Source organism: Yoonia sp. D2-7 (genome assembly GCF_055809435.1).
Genome location: NZ_CM147912.1, coordinates 1288919 through 1305920 on the forward strand (window position 1 = coordinate 1288919; position 17002 = coordinate 1305920).

Here is a 17002-nt window from a genome sequence, read left to right on the forward strand (position 1 = left end):
CCAATCTGGGCGGTCACCGCAACGCGGCTCGTGCAATTGCCGCACGCATGCGGGCACGTGTTGCTTGATCAACGACTGGGCGACGCAGGGCACCGGCACGGTTACGCAATTGAGCGATTCTGTCGTTAGTTGTCGCGATAGAGGCTGGCGTGATTTGCGGCGCGATTGTCTCAGATCGTTCAATCAAAGAATCAATGGCTACCAATTCGGGAAAATCCGCGGCCCGCGCAGCGTCCGCAGATGTGCCGCCAACATCGGGGATTGTCCCGCAATGCGCCAACCCTGCAAACGCAGTTAGCATAATGAATTGGCGAAGCGGCATTAACACGTCCTGTGGTTTGCGCGCATTTACCCATGCGGGCGCAACAGGTGCAAGGCAGGTCGGCAAAGGAATGCCATTTGGGGGTTCCCATATGAACAAGCGTTCATTTACAGTAGCGTATGGCACGTAAACAAGGCTCTCATTCCGAAACCACCGGACCCAAGGTTCGGGAATCCGCTTTGCGGTTGATCGCACGGTATGGATGTGCCGCTGTTTCAATGCGCAAAATTGCAGAAGATGTCGGCGTTCAGGTTGGCGCTTTATACAACTATACTCCTGATAAACAGACGCTTTTGTTCGATCTGATGCGCCATCATATGGAAAATCTGCTGGCCGCTTACGCCGAAACGCCGATTGAAGGCACACCTGTCGAACAGCTTGAAGCCTTCACACGTTTCCACATCCGCTTTCACCTGCCACGGCGTGACGAAGTCTTTGTGTCCTATATGGAACTGCGGAATCTGTCCGAGGAAAACTTCGCGGCAATTCAGGACCTGCGGAACAATTACGAAAAAGCGCTGGAAGATATTTTGATCGCTGGTGAGGCGGACGGGTCATTTTCCTTCGTAGACCGCAAGATCGCCGTTTTGTCTGTCATTGCCCAGCTGACAGGTATGACAAATTGGTACCGTGCTGACGGGCGGTTGTCACAGGCAGAGCTGGAAGAAGCGTTCTGCGATCTGGTCCTGCGCGCGGTGTCCGCAAACAGATGAATCCGTACTGATGGAAACGCAGGCCGCCGATACGGCGACCTGCACGGCTTGGTTAATGTGCCGGTTTGATGAATGTCCCGTTGTTCAAATCCCGCATAGCTTGCCGAATTTCATCCTTGGTGTTCATCACGATCGGACCGTGCCACGCGACGGGTTCTTCGATGGGGGCACCTGAGATCAGCAGGAACCGAATACCTTCTTCGCCCGCTTGAACGGTCACTTCATCACCTGTGCCGAAGCGGATCAGAGTACGGTTTCCGGACAGATCGCGGATGTTGTATTCCTCGCCCATGACCTCTTTTTCCAGCAGAACACCGGACGGGGCTGACGCGTCGCTAAAACGTCCCGCACCTGCAAAAACATAAGCAAACGCGCGACGGTACGTATCAACTTTAAACGTCTTTCGCACACCCGCAGGCACCGAAATATCAAGATACTGCGGGTCTGCGGCAATCCCGTCAACGGGGCCCTTCTTGCCCCAAAAGTCGCCAACGATGATCCGCACAGACGTGCCGTCGTCATCAACAACGGTTGGAATATCGTTTGCCGTGACATCCTGATAGCGCGGCGCGGTCATCTTCATCGATCCGGGCAAATTCGCCCAAAGCTGGAACCCGTGCATCTGGCCCTTGGCATTCCCAGTCGGCATTTCTTGGTGCAAAATGCCGGACCCTGCGGTCATCCATTGTACGTCGCCAGCATTCAAATCACCGGAATTACCAAGACTGTCTGAATGGGTCACGGTGCCGTCTAGAATATATGTGATCGTTTCGATCCCACGATGCGGATGCCATGGGAAACCTTTCTCAAAATCCGACGGCGTGTCGCCTCGGAAATCATCAAATAGCAGGAACGGATCCAGCTCGGACGGATCATGAAATCCGAATGCGCGATGCAACTTGACGCCTGCGCCTTCCAGCGTGGGAACGGCGGCGCGTGTCTCTAACGTTGGTCGAATGGACATGGTGTATCTCCTTTGACGCAAAGATAGGGCGCGCAGGGCTGCCCAACAATAATCACTACTGTGCAGCAGCGCACAGCATGTGTCGGAATTGGACTAGACGGGGCAGGCGTTTCGCCACAGCGTATGGGAAACTTCAGGGGGAATATCATGCAGGTCGGATTTATTGGTTTGGGGAACGTTGGCGGCAAGTTGGCCGGAAGTTTGTTGCGCAACGGTAAGGACTTACACGTCTATGATCTGAATGCGGATTTCGTCGCTAGCTTTGTCGAAAAAGGTGCGAAAGCAGGCGAAAGTGCCGCGCAACTAATGCGCGATTGCGACGTCGTTGTGACGTGCCTTCCATCGCCTGCCGCCTGCGACGCCGTCGTGTCCGAAATGCTGCCCGAGGTGCGTGAAGGAAAAATTTGGATGGAAATGTCCACGACCGACGCGGTAGAAGTCGCGCGGCTTGCGAAGGCCGTGATCGCAAAAGGTGGCATGGCAGTGGAATGTCCTGTCTCGGGAGGGTGCCACCGCGCCGACACGGGGAACATCAGCATTTTCGCGGGCTGTGACAGGGCGACGTTCGAACGGGTCTTGCCGATTCTGACGGTCTTGGGGCGCCGCGTCTTGCACACTGGCGAGATTGGCACGGCAAGCACGCTCAAGGTCATGACGAATTATCTCGCGACCGCGAATTTGCTCACCGTCTGCGAAGCGATGGTCACGATGAAAGCGGCAGGTTTAGATTTGGCAACAACATATGAGGCGATGAAAATCAGCTCTGGCACGTCTTTTGTCCACGAAACAGAAAGTCAGTTGATCTTGAACGGCTGCCGCGATGTAAATTTTACAATGGACTTGGTTAAGAAGGATATCGGTCTGTTTCAGACCATCGCAGAACGTCACAACGTGCCGCTTGAAATCAGCCCGCTCATGGTGTCGATCTTTGAAGATGGCATCGCAAAATATGGCGAACGGGCGCAATCTGACGACATTATCCGCAGGCTCGAAGACATCACTGGACTTGATATCACAGCACCCGGATTTCCTGACGAATTGATCGATGATGAACCCGAGGAACCGGGATACGAGGTCGTTCCGAACCGGTAATCCCTTTCGCAAGCAGCACAGAGCAGGTAAGGGGCCTTCAAACAAAGAGGGGGCTCTTCATGTTTCAACCGGACGAAGACGGTATTTTGGCGGTCGTTGGCGCATCAGCTGGGCGGCGGATCATGGCGTGTGGCGTGATCTACGTTTTGGGAATGTTGCTGATCTACGTGGCACTGGGTGATCCGCCCGCATTGCCATTGCTGATCATCGTGCTGGCGCTGGGCATCGGATCGCTGGTCTTGGCGGAAGCATTGCGTAGGTCCACGCGGGCAGAGATCTTCATGTCGGCCGATGCATTGACCAGCAGCGATGGGACGCTCATCGCGAAGCTGGACGACATCATCAACGTTGATCGCGGTGCGTTTGCATTTAAGCCATCAAACGGTTTCACGCTGAAGCTTAAAACAAAACAACCCCGTGGCTGGGCCCCGGGGTTGTGGTGGCGCTTTGGGCGCTATGTTGGTGTGGGCGGTGCCGTGTCAGCTGGTCAATCCAAATTCATGGCCGAACAGATTGCATTGCGGATCGCCGCACGTGGTGCTGAATAATCAGCACCACGCATTCTCTTTAGCACTGCGCTGTGGTCGTATCAGCGCTTGCGCTTTCCATGTAGCACAGCTGTGGCACAAAGCGTGGGGCAGCGACGTTGAAGTTTTCAAACGTCCGTGTTCCCAAACCGATGTCCAGCATTGGTGTGTATTCTACGCTTGTCTCTACCAAAAGCGCACGCTGGCCGTCTTTCAGTGTTGGCAAACGGTGCGACACTTCGTTGATGGCCGCATGGTCCATCTCGCCGTACATGCCTGAATCTTTCGACCAAGCCACCATGTAGGTTTCGTCTTCTTCATCGTATGTGAAGGCTGTCAGACGGAACTCTGGGGTGTCGTCTGTGTGCACCAGCGTCTTCATCAGACCCTCAACACCTGCGATGTACTCAGGTGTCACAGCGGCAACTTCACGGCTGACCATGTCGGTCATAACGGTCGCTGCACGTGTGGCGTGGGTCTGTGCGCGGAACGCTGCAAAGTAGGTCACCATCGAGAAGGTGATCAAAGACAGCAGCGGTACCATGAACAGAAGTTCGATTGAGGCAGATCCGTTCTCGCTTTTGCGGAACCCGGCGACTGCGGCGCGGATACGAGGCATATGTATCATTGGTATGGCTCCACAACAAAGGATGAGGTTGCAACAAGGGCATAAACGCCACCTGCGTCTTGGGCTGCGGCCCCAACAGCACTGGTCGGTAGCATCGGATCAAAGATCGCACAGGCACGCAGAACCATCAGGTCGTTGTTCCCGCCAGTGGTCCAGTTGATCACTGGTTCGCCGGTTGCTGCACGGTCCACACAATCACGGTCTGTGTTCATGTCTGTCCAGTTGCGCGGGTCTTTGCGTTCCATCTCCAGCTTTACGCTGTTCAGGCAGTCCGGGATGATTGCAGCCGATTCACAGATCATCTCTTTGAGCTGACTGTGGGTCGGGTTCTCAACCGCACCGATCCGAACTTGGCGAACGGTCACGTCGACCGCACGTTCAAGCATCACGTTACGCAGACCGATTGTTCCGCTTTCGTATGTTGCAGCGAAGAAGAACATAGCAGCAGGCAGGACCATCATAAATTCGATCGTGCTGGTACCGTCTTCTTTGCGGCAGAAGGATTTGGCGGCGCTCGCCAGTTTGGAAAGAGGCGCCATTTTCTGAAGAGTGGTCATCATTGTGTCAACCTCAGGTCTGTTACCTGTTCGGCAATGGCACGGAACACAGCGTTCAGGTCATCACCGTTGGTGTTGAAGTAGTGGTTCACAGTAGTCGCACAGTTGGCCATAACCTGTTCGCCGTTGCTGCCTGCTTCAAAAGCGATCGCAAAGACTTGCACGTTGGCTTCACGGGCTGCGTCACAAGAAGCTGCCAAAAGCGCGTTGCCTTCAGAGTTCGTGTAATGCTGCTCTGTGTACTCGGACCAGCTGTGTTTGCTTGTGAAGAGGTTGTTGTCTCTCCAGTTGCGAACCGGACGCTGACCCCAATGCGCAAAATGGCTTGGTTCAGTGTACATTTCTGGTTTGACCCGTGTGGATTCAGTGTTCTGACCATCAGTCATGATCACAAGAACCTTACGTGTGTCGTTGGTTTCGGTATCCGTCGTAAAGGCCACCGGGCGACCAGCGAAAGCACCGTCAACATCAGGTGATACCAGCGCTTTTGTTGACGGATCAAGCAGTGCCAGGCCCCACTTCATGCCGAGGAAGATCGACGTCTGAGTGGTTGGTTGGAACTGAGCGATCTGCGCAACCAATGCCGCACGATCCTGAGAAACAGCAGTCACCTGCTCGTAGGATTCGCTAGGGCAGTTCGGGCTATGCATCGTGCTGCCTGTTGACCAGTGATCAATGTGCTGACCTTGGCTGTAGGTACGGCCGGCATCGATCCCGGACACTCCGAAGTCAGCATCGTCAAAGTCGATACAATGCGAGAAGTTATGCTTCTGGTCTGTGTTCAGGCGGTCGAACAATGTCCGTCCGATATTCACATGCTCAGAGTAAGGCACAAGCGACAGCGAAACGCGGTCCTGGTTACTGTCCTGAAGGGCAGTGTTTACGAACGTTGTTGCGGCAGCTTTCATCGCTTCCATCTTGGTCAAGCCGGTAGCGTTACCGTCTGCGTCTTTCGTCGCATTACGCATTGAGCCAGAGATATCGAGCACCAGGGAGATTTCGACATTACCAACACCTTGGGTGGCGACAGAGTGCGCGGATGCGTCAATCTGATCAATACCAACCATGTTCAGGAAGAATGTGTTCATTGGCTGGGCCACGTTCACTTCTACCGTCCGGTTGTTAATGCTCTCGGTGACGATGGCAGGGCCGTCCAAGTACTCGTCGAGACCAGCTTTGGCGAAGTAGTCTTCGACAACTGCAGCACCTTCGCCCACGTTCGTGAACTCTAAGTTTGCCGCGAGCAGAGCAGCGCGGTCGGCAGTGTCTTGGATGACAGCACGTTTACCTTCGTAACGCATGAAGTCGACGGCCATACCGCCCAAGATCAGCATCATTGGAATGAGGAACAATGCGAATACGACTAAAGAGCCGTCCTCACGGTATATAAAGTTCCGGATGATATCTTGCCTTCTGGCGGCAAGCTTTCTGCGGTCATCGCAGTTGGGTAGTTGGCGCATGAACGTATTCCCTGGTTAAGCTGCACAAAACGATCGGTCCCCACGCCTTTTGCCTGTGCGACAGCAATATGGATGATGTTTTAGGCCAGCATCTTTGGCTGAAATGTGGCGAACGGACCTGAAATGTGGCGAAACCGTGTCACGATTTGTGTGAATTTATCCAATGGCCTGTAAATAAGGGGGATGCACGTCTACGGCACCGCGAAGTTTTTTCACGGATCATTTGGGGCAAATTTTCGATTGGTTACAGTTTTGGAAACGGTTTTTTAAGATAGGTTTGATTGTCCATAAACGCGCAATGCGTCGGCTCCTTGCAGCTAACTCGTTAGAGAATCATTTACGATAAAATTGATACGCTTGTCCTCGACTCTTCCGAGGGATTTGGTGATAAAAAGGATATGAGCTTACCCCCCGGATTCATCGACGAATTACGTACCAGACTGTCCATTAGTGACGTAGTCGGGCGTAAAGTCATGTGGGACAGCCGTAAGTCGAACCAAGGTAAAGGTGACTTTTGGGCCCCGTGTCCGTTCCATCAGGAAAAATCAGCGAGCTTCCATGTCGATGATCGCAAAGGGTTTTATTATTGCTTCGGGTGCCACGCCAAAGGTGATGCGATTTCGTTTGTCCGTGAAACAGAAAACGTGTCGTTCATGGAGGCTGTTCAAATTCTGGCAGGCGAAGCTGGCATGACAATGCCCGCACGCGATCCACGCGCCCAAGAAAAGGCCGACAAGCGAACACAGTTGGTCGATGTGATGGAGCAGGCCGTGCAGTGGCACAAACTCCAGCTGAAGACCGCCGCGGCCGCTGCGGCGCGCGAATACCTCGAACGGCGCGGGCTGTCTGTTGATGCGCAGGCGCGATGGGAAATTGGTTTCGCGCCGGAACGCGGCGGTGTGATGGGGCACCTGACGGGAAAATATGTCCCGTTGGAATTGGTCATGTCAGCGGGTCTTGCGGCTGAAAGTGATCGGGGCGGGTCGCCTTATGACCGGTTCCGCAACCGGATCATGTTCCCTATTCGCGACGCACGCGGGCGCGCCATTGGTTTCGGTGGGCGGGCAATGGATCCGAACCATCCGGCCAAATACTATAATTCTCCTGAAACGCCTCTGTTCGATAAGGGGCGGTCACTGTTCAATCACGGTCCCGCGCGTGAAGCGGCTGGCAAAGGCAATCCGCTGATTGTGGCTGAAGGCTACATGGATGTGATTGCATTGTCAGAGGCGGGGTTCCCGTCTTGCGTCGCCCCACTTGGCACCGCCATTACAGAAGACCAACTGCGCCTCATGTGGCGCATGGCACCGGAACCCATCATCGCTTTGGACGGCGACACGGCGGGTCTGCGGGCCGCGATGCGCGTGATTGATATTGCACTGCCTTTGCTGGAAGCGGGGCAGTCGCTGCGCTTTGCCTTGATGCCCGAAGGCATGGACCCCGACGATCTGATTAAACAGAAAGGGGCCAGCGCGATGCAGGCCCTGTTGGATCAGGCGATCCCGATGGTGCAATTGCTGTGGCGGCGCGAAACAGAAGGCAAGGTTTTCGACAGTCCGGAACGCAAAGCAGGGCTCGATAAGGCGCTGCGCGAAAAGATTAAGCTGATTCAGGACCCGTCCATCCGGTCCCACTATGGGGAAGCGATCAAAGAACTGCGCTGGGCGTTGTTCAAACCGAAAAAGGCGCAATATGTGCCGGGCAAGCGGCAGGCGTTCACCAAGGGTGTGCCTTGGCAGAACCAGATGAGCCCCGTTGCGTCGAACAAATCTTCGGCGCTTGGGGCAGGGGCCGCGCGCACCGAACACCTGCGCGAAGCGGTGATTTTGGCGACGCTGATTGCGACGCCATCTGTGATTATTACGTTCGAAGACCAGATCGAACGCATGGATTGCGCGGACCCTGATCACGCGATGCTGCGCGACGTCATTCTGCGGCATGCAGAGGCCGAGGATATCAAAGAAGCAATCTTTCAAGAAGTTGGGGCAGGGCCACTTGAAAAGCTATTTTCCCAGACCCACGTGAAGATCAGCCCAGCGGTCCGCCGCGCGGGTGAAGTTGAAATTGCTGCGATGTGTTTGGGTGAAGAACTCGGGAAATTGGCCGCGAAACGGGGCCATGACCGCGAATTGCGTGACGGTATGGAAGAAATGCAGGGCCAAGTGGATGAAGGCCTGACATGGCGGCTGTCGCAGGCCGCAAAGTCGATCGACACCTCCGTACGCCCCGACACCGACGACACAGCGGACTTTGTGAAAGTAGAAAACGGATCAATGCTGAACAAAGACGAACGCAGCGCTTTCGATAAATTGTTGGAAAACATGGAAAATGCGCGCCCTGGAAAAGGGACGCGATCCTGATCTCGCACTGAATTCAGCGCAACAACGATAATAAATCGCGCCCGATGTGGTTGCGAATCACCCAAATTCCTCGTTGATTCGATTTTAACCGAATCATGCGAATCACTTTTCGGGCTGACCTGCCCGCGACACGACTCTGAAGGAGCCGCCCATGGCCGCTAAGGATAACGACGACCGCAAAGATCGCGACCAGGATGATGGCTCTTTAGATATGAGCCAAGCCGCGGTCAAAAAGATGATCGCGGACGCCCGTGAACGTGGCTACATCACATACGACCAACTGAACGCGGTGCTGCCGCCGGATCAGGTGTCTTCGGACCAGATCGAAGACGTGATGTCGATGCTGTCTGAGATGGGCATTCAGGTTACCGAAGAAGAAGAAAGCGAAGAAACCGATCAGGGATCACGCGAAGTCGCCACCGTTGCTGGCGCACGCGAACTGGTGCTTGGTGGGGCTGAAGCCGAAAAACTGGACCGCACGGACGATCCCGTTCGGATGTACCTGCGCGAGATGGGCAGCGTAGAACTGCTGTCACGTGAAGGCGAAATCGCGATTGCGAAACGCATTGAAGCGGGCCGCAATACGATGATCCTCGGGCTGTGCGAAAGCCCACTGACATTCCAAGCGATCACGATCTGGCGCGACGAATTGCTGAGCGAAGACATCCTGTTGCGCGATGTGATCGACCTTGAAACGACCTTCGGTAACACGATGGGCGAAGATGGCGACGACGACGTTGCGGTTGTGACGCCGGGCACAGACACTGCGGCCAAACCGGCTGAAGGCGAAAAAGCGCAAGAGCTGGACGCTGATGGTAACCCGATCGCCAAAGAAGACGACGACGATGAAGAAGATCAGGCCAACATGTCATTGGCCGCGATGGAAGCTGCGCTAAAGCCACGTGTGCTCGAAACGCTTGAAATCATCGCTCGTGACTTCGCAATGTTGTCTGACATGCAAGACGCGCGGATGTCTGCGACATTGAACGAAGATTCATCGTTCTCTGCGAAAGAAGAAGATAAATATCAGGCACTTCGTTCTGAGATCGTTGAAATGGTGAATTCGCTTCACCTGCACAACAACCGGATCGAAGCCCTGATTGACCAGTTGTACGGCATCAACCGCCGTATCATGCAAATCGACAGCTCTATGGTTAAACTCGCTGACCAAGCGCGTATCAACCGTCGTGAATTCGTTGACGCGTATCGTGGTCGTGAACTTGACCCGAACTGGCTCGAAGAAATGGGTCAGAAGGCTGGTCGCGGTTGGCAGATGCTGATCGAACGCTCGACTGACAAAATCGAAGGTCTGCGTGGCGATATGGCTCAAGTCGGCCAATATGTTGGTGTCGACATCACTGAATTCCGCCGCATCGTGCAGCAGGTTCAAAAGGGCGAAAAAGAAGCGCGTCAGGCCAAAAAAGAAATGGTCGAAGCGAACCTGCGTCTCGTGATTTCGATTGCGAAAAAGTACACGAACCGTGGCCTGCAATTCCTTGATCTTATTCAGGAAGGTAACATTGGCCTGATGAAGGCGGTTGATAAGTTTGAATACCGCCGCGGTTATAAATTCTCGACCTATGCCACATGGTGGATCCGTCAGGCCATTACGCGGTCTATCGCGGATCAGGCCCGTACAATCCGTATTCCGGTTCACATGATCGAAACGATCAACAAACTGGTCCGGACCGGCCGCCAGATGTTGCACGAAATTGGTCGCGAACCGACACCAGAGGAATTGGCAGAAAAGCTGCAGATGCCTTTGGAAAAAGTCCGCAAGGTTATGAAGATCGCAAAAGAACCTATCTCTCTGGAAACGCCAATCGGCGACGAAGAAGATTCACAGCTTGGCGATTTCATCGAAGACAAAAACGCGATTTTGCCGTTGGACTCTGCGATTCAAGAGAACCTCAAAGAGACAACAACACGTGTGCTGGCGTCGCTTACGCCGCGTGAAGAACGCGTTCTGCGGATGCGTTTCGGCATCGGGATGAACACAGACCACACCCTCGAAGAGGTCGGTCAACAGTTCAGCGTGACACGCGAACGTATTCGCCAGATCGAAGCGAAAGCACTGCGCAAGCTGAAGCACCCAAGCCGGTCGCGCAAACTGCGGTCCTTCTTGGATCAATAAGATGTCTTTGTTTTCAAAGCTATTTGGTGGCGGTGCTCCGAAAGGGCCCGTCGCCGAAGAATACAACGGTTTCCGTATTTTTGCGGAACCGATGAAAGACGGAAAACGATACCGCATCGCCGCACGTATTGAGAAAGACGTGGATGGCGAACTGAAGTCACACCAATTGATCCGCGCTGATACGTTAGAAGGCTTCGAAGCGGCTGTCGCGGCATCGCAAGCGAAGTCCAAACAGGTTATTGACGAACAAGGCGACCGTCTATTCGATTGACGTGAGGGTGCTTTGCAGACCGACTTCACAATCACTACACGTGGCCCTGGTTTGTATGAATTTACAGATGACGTCGCACGATGGATTAGCGGCACAGGCCTGCTCACGTTGATGGTCCAACATACATCTGCCAGCCTGCTGATACAGGAGAATGCGGATCCAGAAGTACAATTGGATTTGCAGAACTTCTTTTCGCGCTTGGTGCCACCAACGACCGATCCGTCGATGTCCTACCTGACCCACACCTACGAGGGGCCGGACGATATGCCAGCGCATATCAAAGCAGCGATGCTGCCGACCTAATTATCAATTCCTGTCACAAACGGCAAAATGCGCTTGGGAATGTGGCAAGGTATTTACCTTTTCGAACATCGCGACCGTGCGCATCAAAGGACGGTCGTCGCGCATCTTTCGCGTTAAACTTCGGCGCTGCACGTTTTTGAACGCTTTAGTCCGACGATTTTAATTAGGCTCTGCATTCTTAAACCGCAATTATCTTGCGATGCTTCACCGTTTGTTAGGTCTCTCACTGCTATCCGTTTGACCGTGGTTTATGCCACTTGATTCAACGAAGTGATGGGAATGAAGCCTGAATGCCGACTCTCTATGATCTCCTTGTTCTCCCTGCCGACATGCGCGCCGCGGCCTGTGGTCCCATTTTTGATGCCCTCAAGGCAAATAGAGGGAATTCCGTTACCTTTGATGGATCAGCCGTAACCAAGATGGACACAATCGCAGCGCAACTATTTGTGATGGCTGCCAAAACTTGGTCGCATGACGGCCACGATTTCGAAATTGCATCCCCATCGGATCCCTTTGTGACCACGATGGAAAACCTGGGCCTTACTCAAATGGTCAATATGGAAGGGATTTCTCATGACAATTAAGGTACTGGCCATCGATGACTCCCGTACAATTCGACATTTGCTGACAGAGACACTTGTCGGTGCCGGGTTTGATGTGACGACTGCAGATGATGGCGTGGACGGTGTGAAGGCTTTTCAAGATGTAAATGCCGACGTTGTCATTACAGATATCAATATGCCAAACATGGACGGTTTCGGCGTCATTTCCTCAATTCGAAAAGGTGATGTAAATAACCGTGTACCCATTCTCGTTCTAACGACGGAAAGCGGTGATGACCTCAAGTCACGTGCCCGCAATTCAGGCGCGACGGGTTGGATTGTAAAACCATTTGACGATGTGTCTCTTATTTCCGCCCTGAAACGTGTCACGGGAGCATGACATGAGCGGCAACAGTATTCGTGACATATTCTTTCAAGAATGCGAGGATCTATCCGACGCATTAACGGATGGCTTAAACGACATTGCAGATGGTACGGGTGACAACGAAACCGTAAATGCTGTGTTCCGTGCGGTTCATTCTATCAAGGGGTCAGGCGGGGCATTCGGATTAGAGGACCTCGTTGGGTTTGCGCATAAATTCGAAACGGTTCTCGACGCGGTTCGATCCGGGACCTTAACAATCAATGAACAGCTGACTGACGTTCTACTGCGATCCGGCGATGTCCTGATCGAGCTGATCGACGCGGCCAGAATGGAGACAGAGATCAATCAGGCCGCTGTTGACGCTGCGACAACGGCATTGAACGAATTCTTGATTGAAGAAGACGAACCTGAAGAAGAGTTCACGTTTGAGCCCATGGTCCTTGATATCCCAGGACCTGCGGAGATTGATGGAGAGCGAACGGATGGTTTCGATATCGAATTCGCGCCTACCAGAAATTTCTATGAAGTCGGTAATGAACCTCAGCACCTATTCAGTGCGCTGAAGGGGCTTGGGGACCTTAGTCTAGTTGCTGACGCGTCCAATGTGCCGGATGATCTGGAAGAAGGTGATTGGGAATCGAGCTATCTCAAATGGCGACTGAGCCTCAAAACTGAAGAAAAAGAAGACGTAATTGCCGCAGTTTTCAGCTTCGTCGATGACCTTTGTGAAATTACGATTGCGCGTCGGCTCAGTGCACCGGATCAAACGCCGGTCGAAAGTGCTGCTGAGCCAATTGTGATATCTCCCTCCAGAATTGTAGAGGAAGACCATAAGAATGATGTAGGTACAGGGAACTCACATGAACAGATTGCAATAGCTAAAAGCGCACCTGCGAGCAACAATCGCGAAGCAAAGGCAACATTGCGCGTTGACCTGGAACGGGTTGATCGCCTCATAAATTCCGTTGGTGAACTCATCATCAATCAATCGGTTATCGCGCAGCGAATTCAAGACGCCGGCCTTGGAAAGTCGGATGATATTCAAGTGGATCTTGAAGATTACAAGCATTTGGCACGCGAAATTCAGGAAGGTGTTATGGCAATTCGCGCCCAGCCCGTTAAGCCGCTTTTCCAACGCATGGCACGTATTGTCAGAGAGGTGACTTCGTCGACTGGCAAGAAAGTGCAATTGGTTACGCAAGGCGAGGCAACTGAAGTAGATAAGACGCTGGTAGAACGGTTGAGTGATCCACTAACCCATATGATCCGAAATGCAATTGATCACGGTATCGAGGATGAAGAACGTAGGTTAGCCGCCGGTAAGCCCACTTCAGGAACCGTCACGCTGTCCGCGCAACATCGGTCCGGCAGCGTCCTTATCGAAATCACAGATGACGGTGCAGGTCTTGATCGCGAAAGAATCAAAAACATTGCGGTTGAAAAAGGTATTGTGAATAAGGAAGCTGAACTCACCGATGGTGAGATTGACCAACTGTTGTTTGCACCGGGTTTTTCCACTGCGAAAGAGGTGACAAACCTGTCGGGGCGGGGCGTCGGGATGGATGTCGTCAAGACTGCCATCTCCGCATTAGGCGGTCGAATTGGGATTTCTAGTGTTCCAGGCAATGGCTCGACTTTCTCGATTAATCTTCCACTGACGTTGGCTGTTATGGACGGCATGGTTGTGGACGTCGGCCAGCAAACTATGGTTGTTCCGGTTTCAAGTATAATTGAAACGATTCAACCGAAAGCGTCAGAGATCTTCCAAATCGGTGACGGCAATCCTATACTCCGTGTTCGGGGCGAATATGTCCCGATCGTTGACGTGGCGATTGCGCTTGGTCAGCTAGAGCGTGCTCAACCGCTAGCAAACAAAGTATTACTGCTGGTAAGAACCGAAAAATTATCTCAGTGCGCATTTGTTGTCGATTCAATCTCAGATCAGCGGCAGGTTGTTATCAAGAGCTTGCAGGGTAGCTACGGGAAGATTCCTGGGATATCGGCAGCCACCATTTTGGGAGACGGGAAGATCGCTTTGATCATAGACCCCGATGGAATTGCTGATTCTGTTCCTAGTAAAGGTGTAGATTTCAAAGGCCAAGAAGCGGTGGGTATGATGGAGGTGACGCATGCTTGACGGGCAGGTGAACGCAATGGAACGTTTCTCTTTAGAATTCATTTCACTTATTGTTGGAAAACAAAGCTTCTGCATTGAAATTGACAGAATAAGAGAAATTAGAAGGTGGGAGCCGATCACGATGTTACCGCACTCTCCGAACTATGTTTTGGGGGTTGTTAACTTAAGAGGGGCCGTAATTCCAATTTTGGATCTCGCTATTAAGTTGGGTTTCGATCCTATATCACCTACGAAGAGAAATGTAATAATAATTACCAGCTTTGAAACGAAGATGGTGGGTTTTCTTGTCGATGCGGTTTCGGAGATTCTGACAGTAACGAATGAGGACATTAAAGAAGCTCCAAAGATGAACTCTGGGACGATTAACCACTTGGTACGGGGCGTTATTACAAATGGAGATGACATGACGCGCATTGTGGATATTGACGTTCTCCTCGCACACCAAGAAGTTCTTGAAAATGCGATCTGATAGATCTGTTACAGTTTCCAACGATATAGAATTCAGCCAATCAGATTTCGAAAAGGTATCAGGTTTCGCAAAGAATGAAATCGGCTTGACCATAAGTGAAGCCAAAACCGAATTGTTATATTCTCGAATAGCTAGGCGTATGCGGTTGGTCGGTGAGACGGACTTCGAAGCATATTTTAGATCCCTCGAAGTGGGTGGTTGTGAAGAAAAGCACTTTATTTCGTTGCTCACGACAAACGTCACTTCGTTCTTTCGCGAAGGCCACCACTTTGAGTTGTTGCGTAAGATCATAGCTCGGAAGTGCGAGCTAACTGCGGAAAAAACGCACTTTAGGATCTGGTCCGCAGGTTGCTCCTCGGGGCAGGAAGCGTACTCGATCGCACTTGTCTTGGATAAACTATGTTCAGTTTTTCCCCATGTGGATTTCGACATACTTGCTTCCGATGTCGACGAATCTATGCTCCGTAAGGCAAAGTCAGGTCAATATTTGAAAGAGGAAACTCTAAATTTGGACGGATCAAGAATAGGCGAGCTCTTTTGTCAAAGCCGACTGCGCTTGGGCGAATTTGAGGTTAAGCCCAAATTGAGGAGCCGGGTTAGTTTTCGCAATATTAATCTGATGAACATCGGAGCAGAAGTCGGGGGATTTGATTTCATATTCTGCCGTAATGTCGTGATTTACTTTGACCGTGCGACACAAGACCTGCTTTGGAAGCAGTTCCATTGCAGGATCAAAGATGGCGGCGTGCTATTTCTTGGGCAGGCAGAACGACTATCCGGTGTTGCGGAGAAACATTTTAAAAAAATTGGCATAACAGCGTTTGAAAAAACAAAAGGCAATCTTTGAAGGGGTCCGAAATGTCGCTACGCGATGCATTAAAAGTTATGGTTGTTGATGATATGCCAACTAGTCGAGGCTTGATCGTGCAATCCCTAGAGGAGATGAAGATATGGAACAATACGACCGAGAACAACGGTCAATCGGCTCTTGAGCGGATCGGAAAGCAGCCGGTGCACTTAGTTCTGTCCGATATGAATATGCCTGTCATGGATGGACTGGAACTGTTAGCGAAGCTACGTTCTAACCGTCTCACAAAGGGCGTAGGCTTTATCCTTATCACCGGAAAGCCGACTGCGGAGATAGTCGCAAAAGGGAAAGCGTTGGGTATGAATAACATGATAAAAAAGCCATTTACTACCCAGCAACTCAAGGCATGTATCGAGCAAGTTGTTGGGCGGCTTTGAATTTAAGCGCGTAATGTCTTGGGCCTCATTCAGATTCCGAAGTCGCGTATGTTATTTCAATGGTTTTTACCTGAAAGATAAGTCGGTTATCCATCGGGAAATCTAAGGGATGTTTGGTTGCGGAAGTTTATCAAACCAACTTTGGCGGCGACTATTCGAGATTGTGAAAAAAGTGCTGGAATAGCTTGGCAAAGATGGTTGGCGAAGCGCCTTGCTGAAGGTTGAAAATAGCTTCATCTAATTTTGCGTCTTAGTGGGGAGTTTCTGGATTGGAGACAGTATGAGTATCAAAAGTGTCGTTCAAGGCGAATACTCGGTTTCATCTTTGGCTGAAGATCAACTGACTACCGTTTTGGGGTCCTGTATCGCGGCCTGTATTTATGACGTTAAGGCTGAAATTGGTGGCATGAACCATTTCCTTTTGCCCGGGGGAAACGGCGATTCCGCAAGTAACGTAAAGTATGGTGCGTTTTTGATGGAGTTGTTGGTGAACGAACTATTGAAAGCTGGAGCGAGTAAAGAATCAATGAAGGCTCGCTTATACGGAGGCGGCAAGATGAATGCCGCATTAGGCGATGTCGGCGCGCGCAATATTGCGTTTGCCCGCGAGTATTTGGGAAATGAGGGTATCCCACTAGAGTTTGAAGATGTTGGCGGAACCCTTGCGCGGCGGATCACAATGCTACCCACTATCGGTAAGGTCGACGTGAGGCTCATCCAAAGTGAGGCTGAAACCGTAACTGAAGAAATCACGTCGCATCGTAAATCGCCATCTGAAGTCATGTTTTTTTAGCGTTGGTAGGTTGCTCGGGCCCGATCGAATTGTCGTTGCTAGGTCCCGTAGAAATCTTCGCTTGTTTACAAGTTCAAGTGTTATTCTGATGAAAGATCGC

18 protein-coding genes and 1 pseudogene are annotated in these 17002 nt (G+C 52.0%); 14 read left to right on the forward strand and 5 right to left on the reverse strand.

The features are described 5' to 3' along the window. Window positions 1-13: 13 nt before the first annotated feature. Window positions 14-322 (reverse strand): hypothetical protein, encoded by a 309-nt coding sequence (locus AC0L7R_RS06235; RefSeq protein WP_473659631.1) that lies wholly within the window; start codon window positions 320-322, stop codon window positions 14-16. Window positions 323-441: 119 nt separating this feature from the next. Between AC0L7R_RS06235 and AC0L7R_RS06240 the strand changes: the two genes are divergently transcribed. Then, window positions 442-1035 (forward strand): TetR-type transcription factor C-terminal domain-containing protein, encoded by a 594-nt coding sequence (locus AC0L7R_RS06240; RefSeq protein ID WP_473659633.1) that lies wholly within the window; start codon window positions 442-444, stop codon window positions 1033-1035. 52 nt (window positions 1036-1087) lie between these two features. On the opposite strand, the gene AC0L7R_RS06245 is transcribed toward AC0L7R_RS06240, so the two are convergent. Beyond that, on the reverse strand, window positions 1088-1999 hold the full coding sequence (locus AC0L7R_RS06245; protein ID WP_473659635.1) for a pirin family protein: 912 nt from the start codon (window positions 1997-1999) through the stop codon (window positions 1088-1090). 147 nt (window positions 2000-2146) lie between these two features. On the opposite strand from AC0L7R_RS06245, the gene AC0L7R_RS06250 reads away from it, so the two are divergent. Both AC0L7R_RS06250 and AC0L7R_RS06255 read left to right on the forward strand, forming a co-directional pair. Next, window positions 2147-3091 carry an NAD(P)-binding domain-containing protein gene (locus tag AC0L7R_RS06250; RefSeq protein WP_473659636.1) on the forward strand — a complete coding sequence of 315 codons (945 nt, stop codon included), beginning with the start codon at window positions 2147-2149 and terminating at the stop codon, window positions 3089-3091. A gap of 59 nt (window positions 3092-3150) precedes the next feature. Then, on the forward strand, window positions 3151-3639 hold the full coding sequence (locus tag AC0L7R_RS06255; RefSeq protein WP_473659638.1) for a hypothetical protein: 489 nt from the start codon (window positions 3151-3153) through the stop codon (window positions 3637-3639). Window positions 3640-3658: 19 nt separating this feature from the next. Here the strand turns inward: AC0L7R_RS06255 and AC0L7R_RS06260 are convergent, their stop codons facing one another. From AC0L7R_RS06260 to AC0L7R_RS06270, 3 genes are read right to left on the reverse strand one after another with little or no spacing between them, the layout of a single operon-like run. Next, window positions 3659-4246, reverse strand: a complete 588-nt coding sequence (locus AC0L7R_RS06260; protein ID WP_348108815.1) for a TadE/TadG family type IV pilus assembly protein — start codon at window positions 4244-4246, stop codon at window positions 3659-3661. Next, window positions 4243-4806 (reverse strand): TadE/TadG family type IV pilus assembly protein, encoded by a 564-nt coding sequence (locus AC0L7R_RS06265; RefSeq protein WP_247128382.1) that lies wholly within the window; start codon window positions 4804-4806, stop codon window positions 4243-4245. Before AC0L7R_RS06265 ends, AC0L7R_RS06260 begins: the two co-directional genes overlap by 4 nt. Next, on the reverse strand, window positions 4803-6263 hold the full coding sequence (locus tag AC0L7R_RS06270) for a pilus assembly protein TadG-related protein (RefSeq protein WP_473659640.1): 1461 nt from the start codon (window positions 6261-6263) through the stop codon (window positions 4803-4805). The genes AC0L7R_RS06265 and AC0L7R_RS06270 overlap by 4 nt, the downstream gene beginning before the upstream one ends. A gap of 398 nt (window positions 6264-6661) precedes the next feature. On the opposite strand from AC0L7R_RS06270, the gene dnaG reads away from it, so the two are divergent. From dnaG to AC0L7R_RS06325, 11 genes and pseudogenes are all read left to right on the forward strand, one after another. Continuing rightward, complete coding sequence (dnaG, locus tag AC0L7R_RS06275; protein ID WP_473659642.1) at window positions 6662-8623, forward strand: DNA primase; 1962 nt, start codon at window positions 6662-6664, stop codon at window positions 8621-8623. 151 nt (window positions 8624-8774) lie between these two features. Beyond that, window positions 8775-10757, forward strand: coding sequence for an RNA polymerase sigma factor RpoD (gene rpoD, locus AC0L7R_RS06280; protein ID WP_247128379.1), 1983 nt, complete (start codon window positions 8775-8777; stop codon window positions 10755-10757). Between the two features lies 1 nt (window position 10758). After that, window positions 10759-11028, forward strand: coding sequence for an HlyU family transcriptional regulator (locus AC0L7R_RS06285; RefSeq protein ID WP_473659645.1), 270 nt, complete (start codon window positions 10759-10761; stop codon window positions 11026-11028). A 12-nt stretch (window positions 11029-11040) separates the two neighbouring features. After that, window positions 11041-11448 (forward strand): annotated as a pseudogene (locus tag AC0L7R_RS06290) (secondary thiamine-phosphate synthase enzyme YjbQ). Window positions 11449-11621: 173 nt separating this feature from the next. After that, on the forward strand, window positions 11622-11915 hold the full coding sequence (locus tag AC0L7R_RS06295) for an STAS domain-containing protein (protein WP_473659647.1): 294 nt from the start codon (window positions 11622-11624) through the stop codon (window positions 11913-11915). After that, window positions 11905-12273: a response regulator gene (locus tag AC0L7R_RS06300; protein WP_473659649.1), complete on the forward strand. Its 369-nt coding sequence runs from the start codon at window positions 11905-11907 to the stop codon at window positions 12271-12273. Before AC0L7R_RS06295 ends, AC0L7R_RS06300 begins: the two co-directional genes overlap by 11 nt. 1 nt (window position 12274) lies before the next feature. Continuing rightward, a complete protein-coding gene (locus AC0L7R_RS06305; RefSeq protein WP_473659651.1) occupies window positions 12275-14395 on the forward strand; it encodes a chemotaxis protein CheW in 2121 nt (706 codons plus the stop codon). Continuing rightward, window positions 14388-14864 (forward strand): chemotaxis protein CheW, encoded by a 477-nt coding sequence (locus tag AC0L7R_RS06310; RefSeq protein ID WP_247128373.1) that lies wholly within the window; start codon window positions 14388-14390, stop codon window positions 14862-14864. The genes AC0L7R_RS06305 and AC0L7R_RS06310 overlap by 8 nt, the downstream gene beginning before the upstream one ends. Next, window positions 14854-15711, forward strand: a complete 858-nt coding sequence (locus AC0L7R_RS06315) for a CheR family methyltransferase (RefSeq protein WP_473659653.1) — start codon at window positions 14854-14856, stop codon at window positions 15709-15711. Before AC0L7R_RS06310 ends, AC0L7R_RS06315 begins: the two co-directional genes overlap by 11 nt. Before the next feature lie 11 nt (window positions 15712-15722). Further along, window positions 15723-16109, forward strand: a complete 387-nt coding sequence (locus tag AC0L7R_RS06320; protein WP_348108824.1) for a response regulator — start codon at window positions 15723-15725, stop codon at window positions 16107-16109. Window positions 16110-16389: 280 nt separating this feature from the next. After that, complete coding sequence (locus AC0L7R_RS06325; protein ID WP_473659655.1) at window positions 16390-16902, forward strand: chemotaxis protein CheD; 513 nt, start codon at window positions 16390-16392, stop codon at window positions 16900-16902. The last annotated feature ends 100 nt before the right edge of the window (window positions 16903-17002 follow it).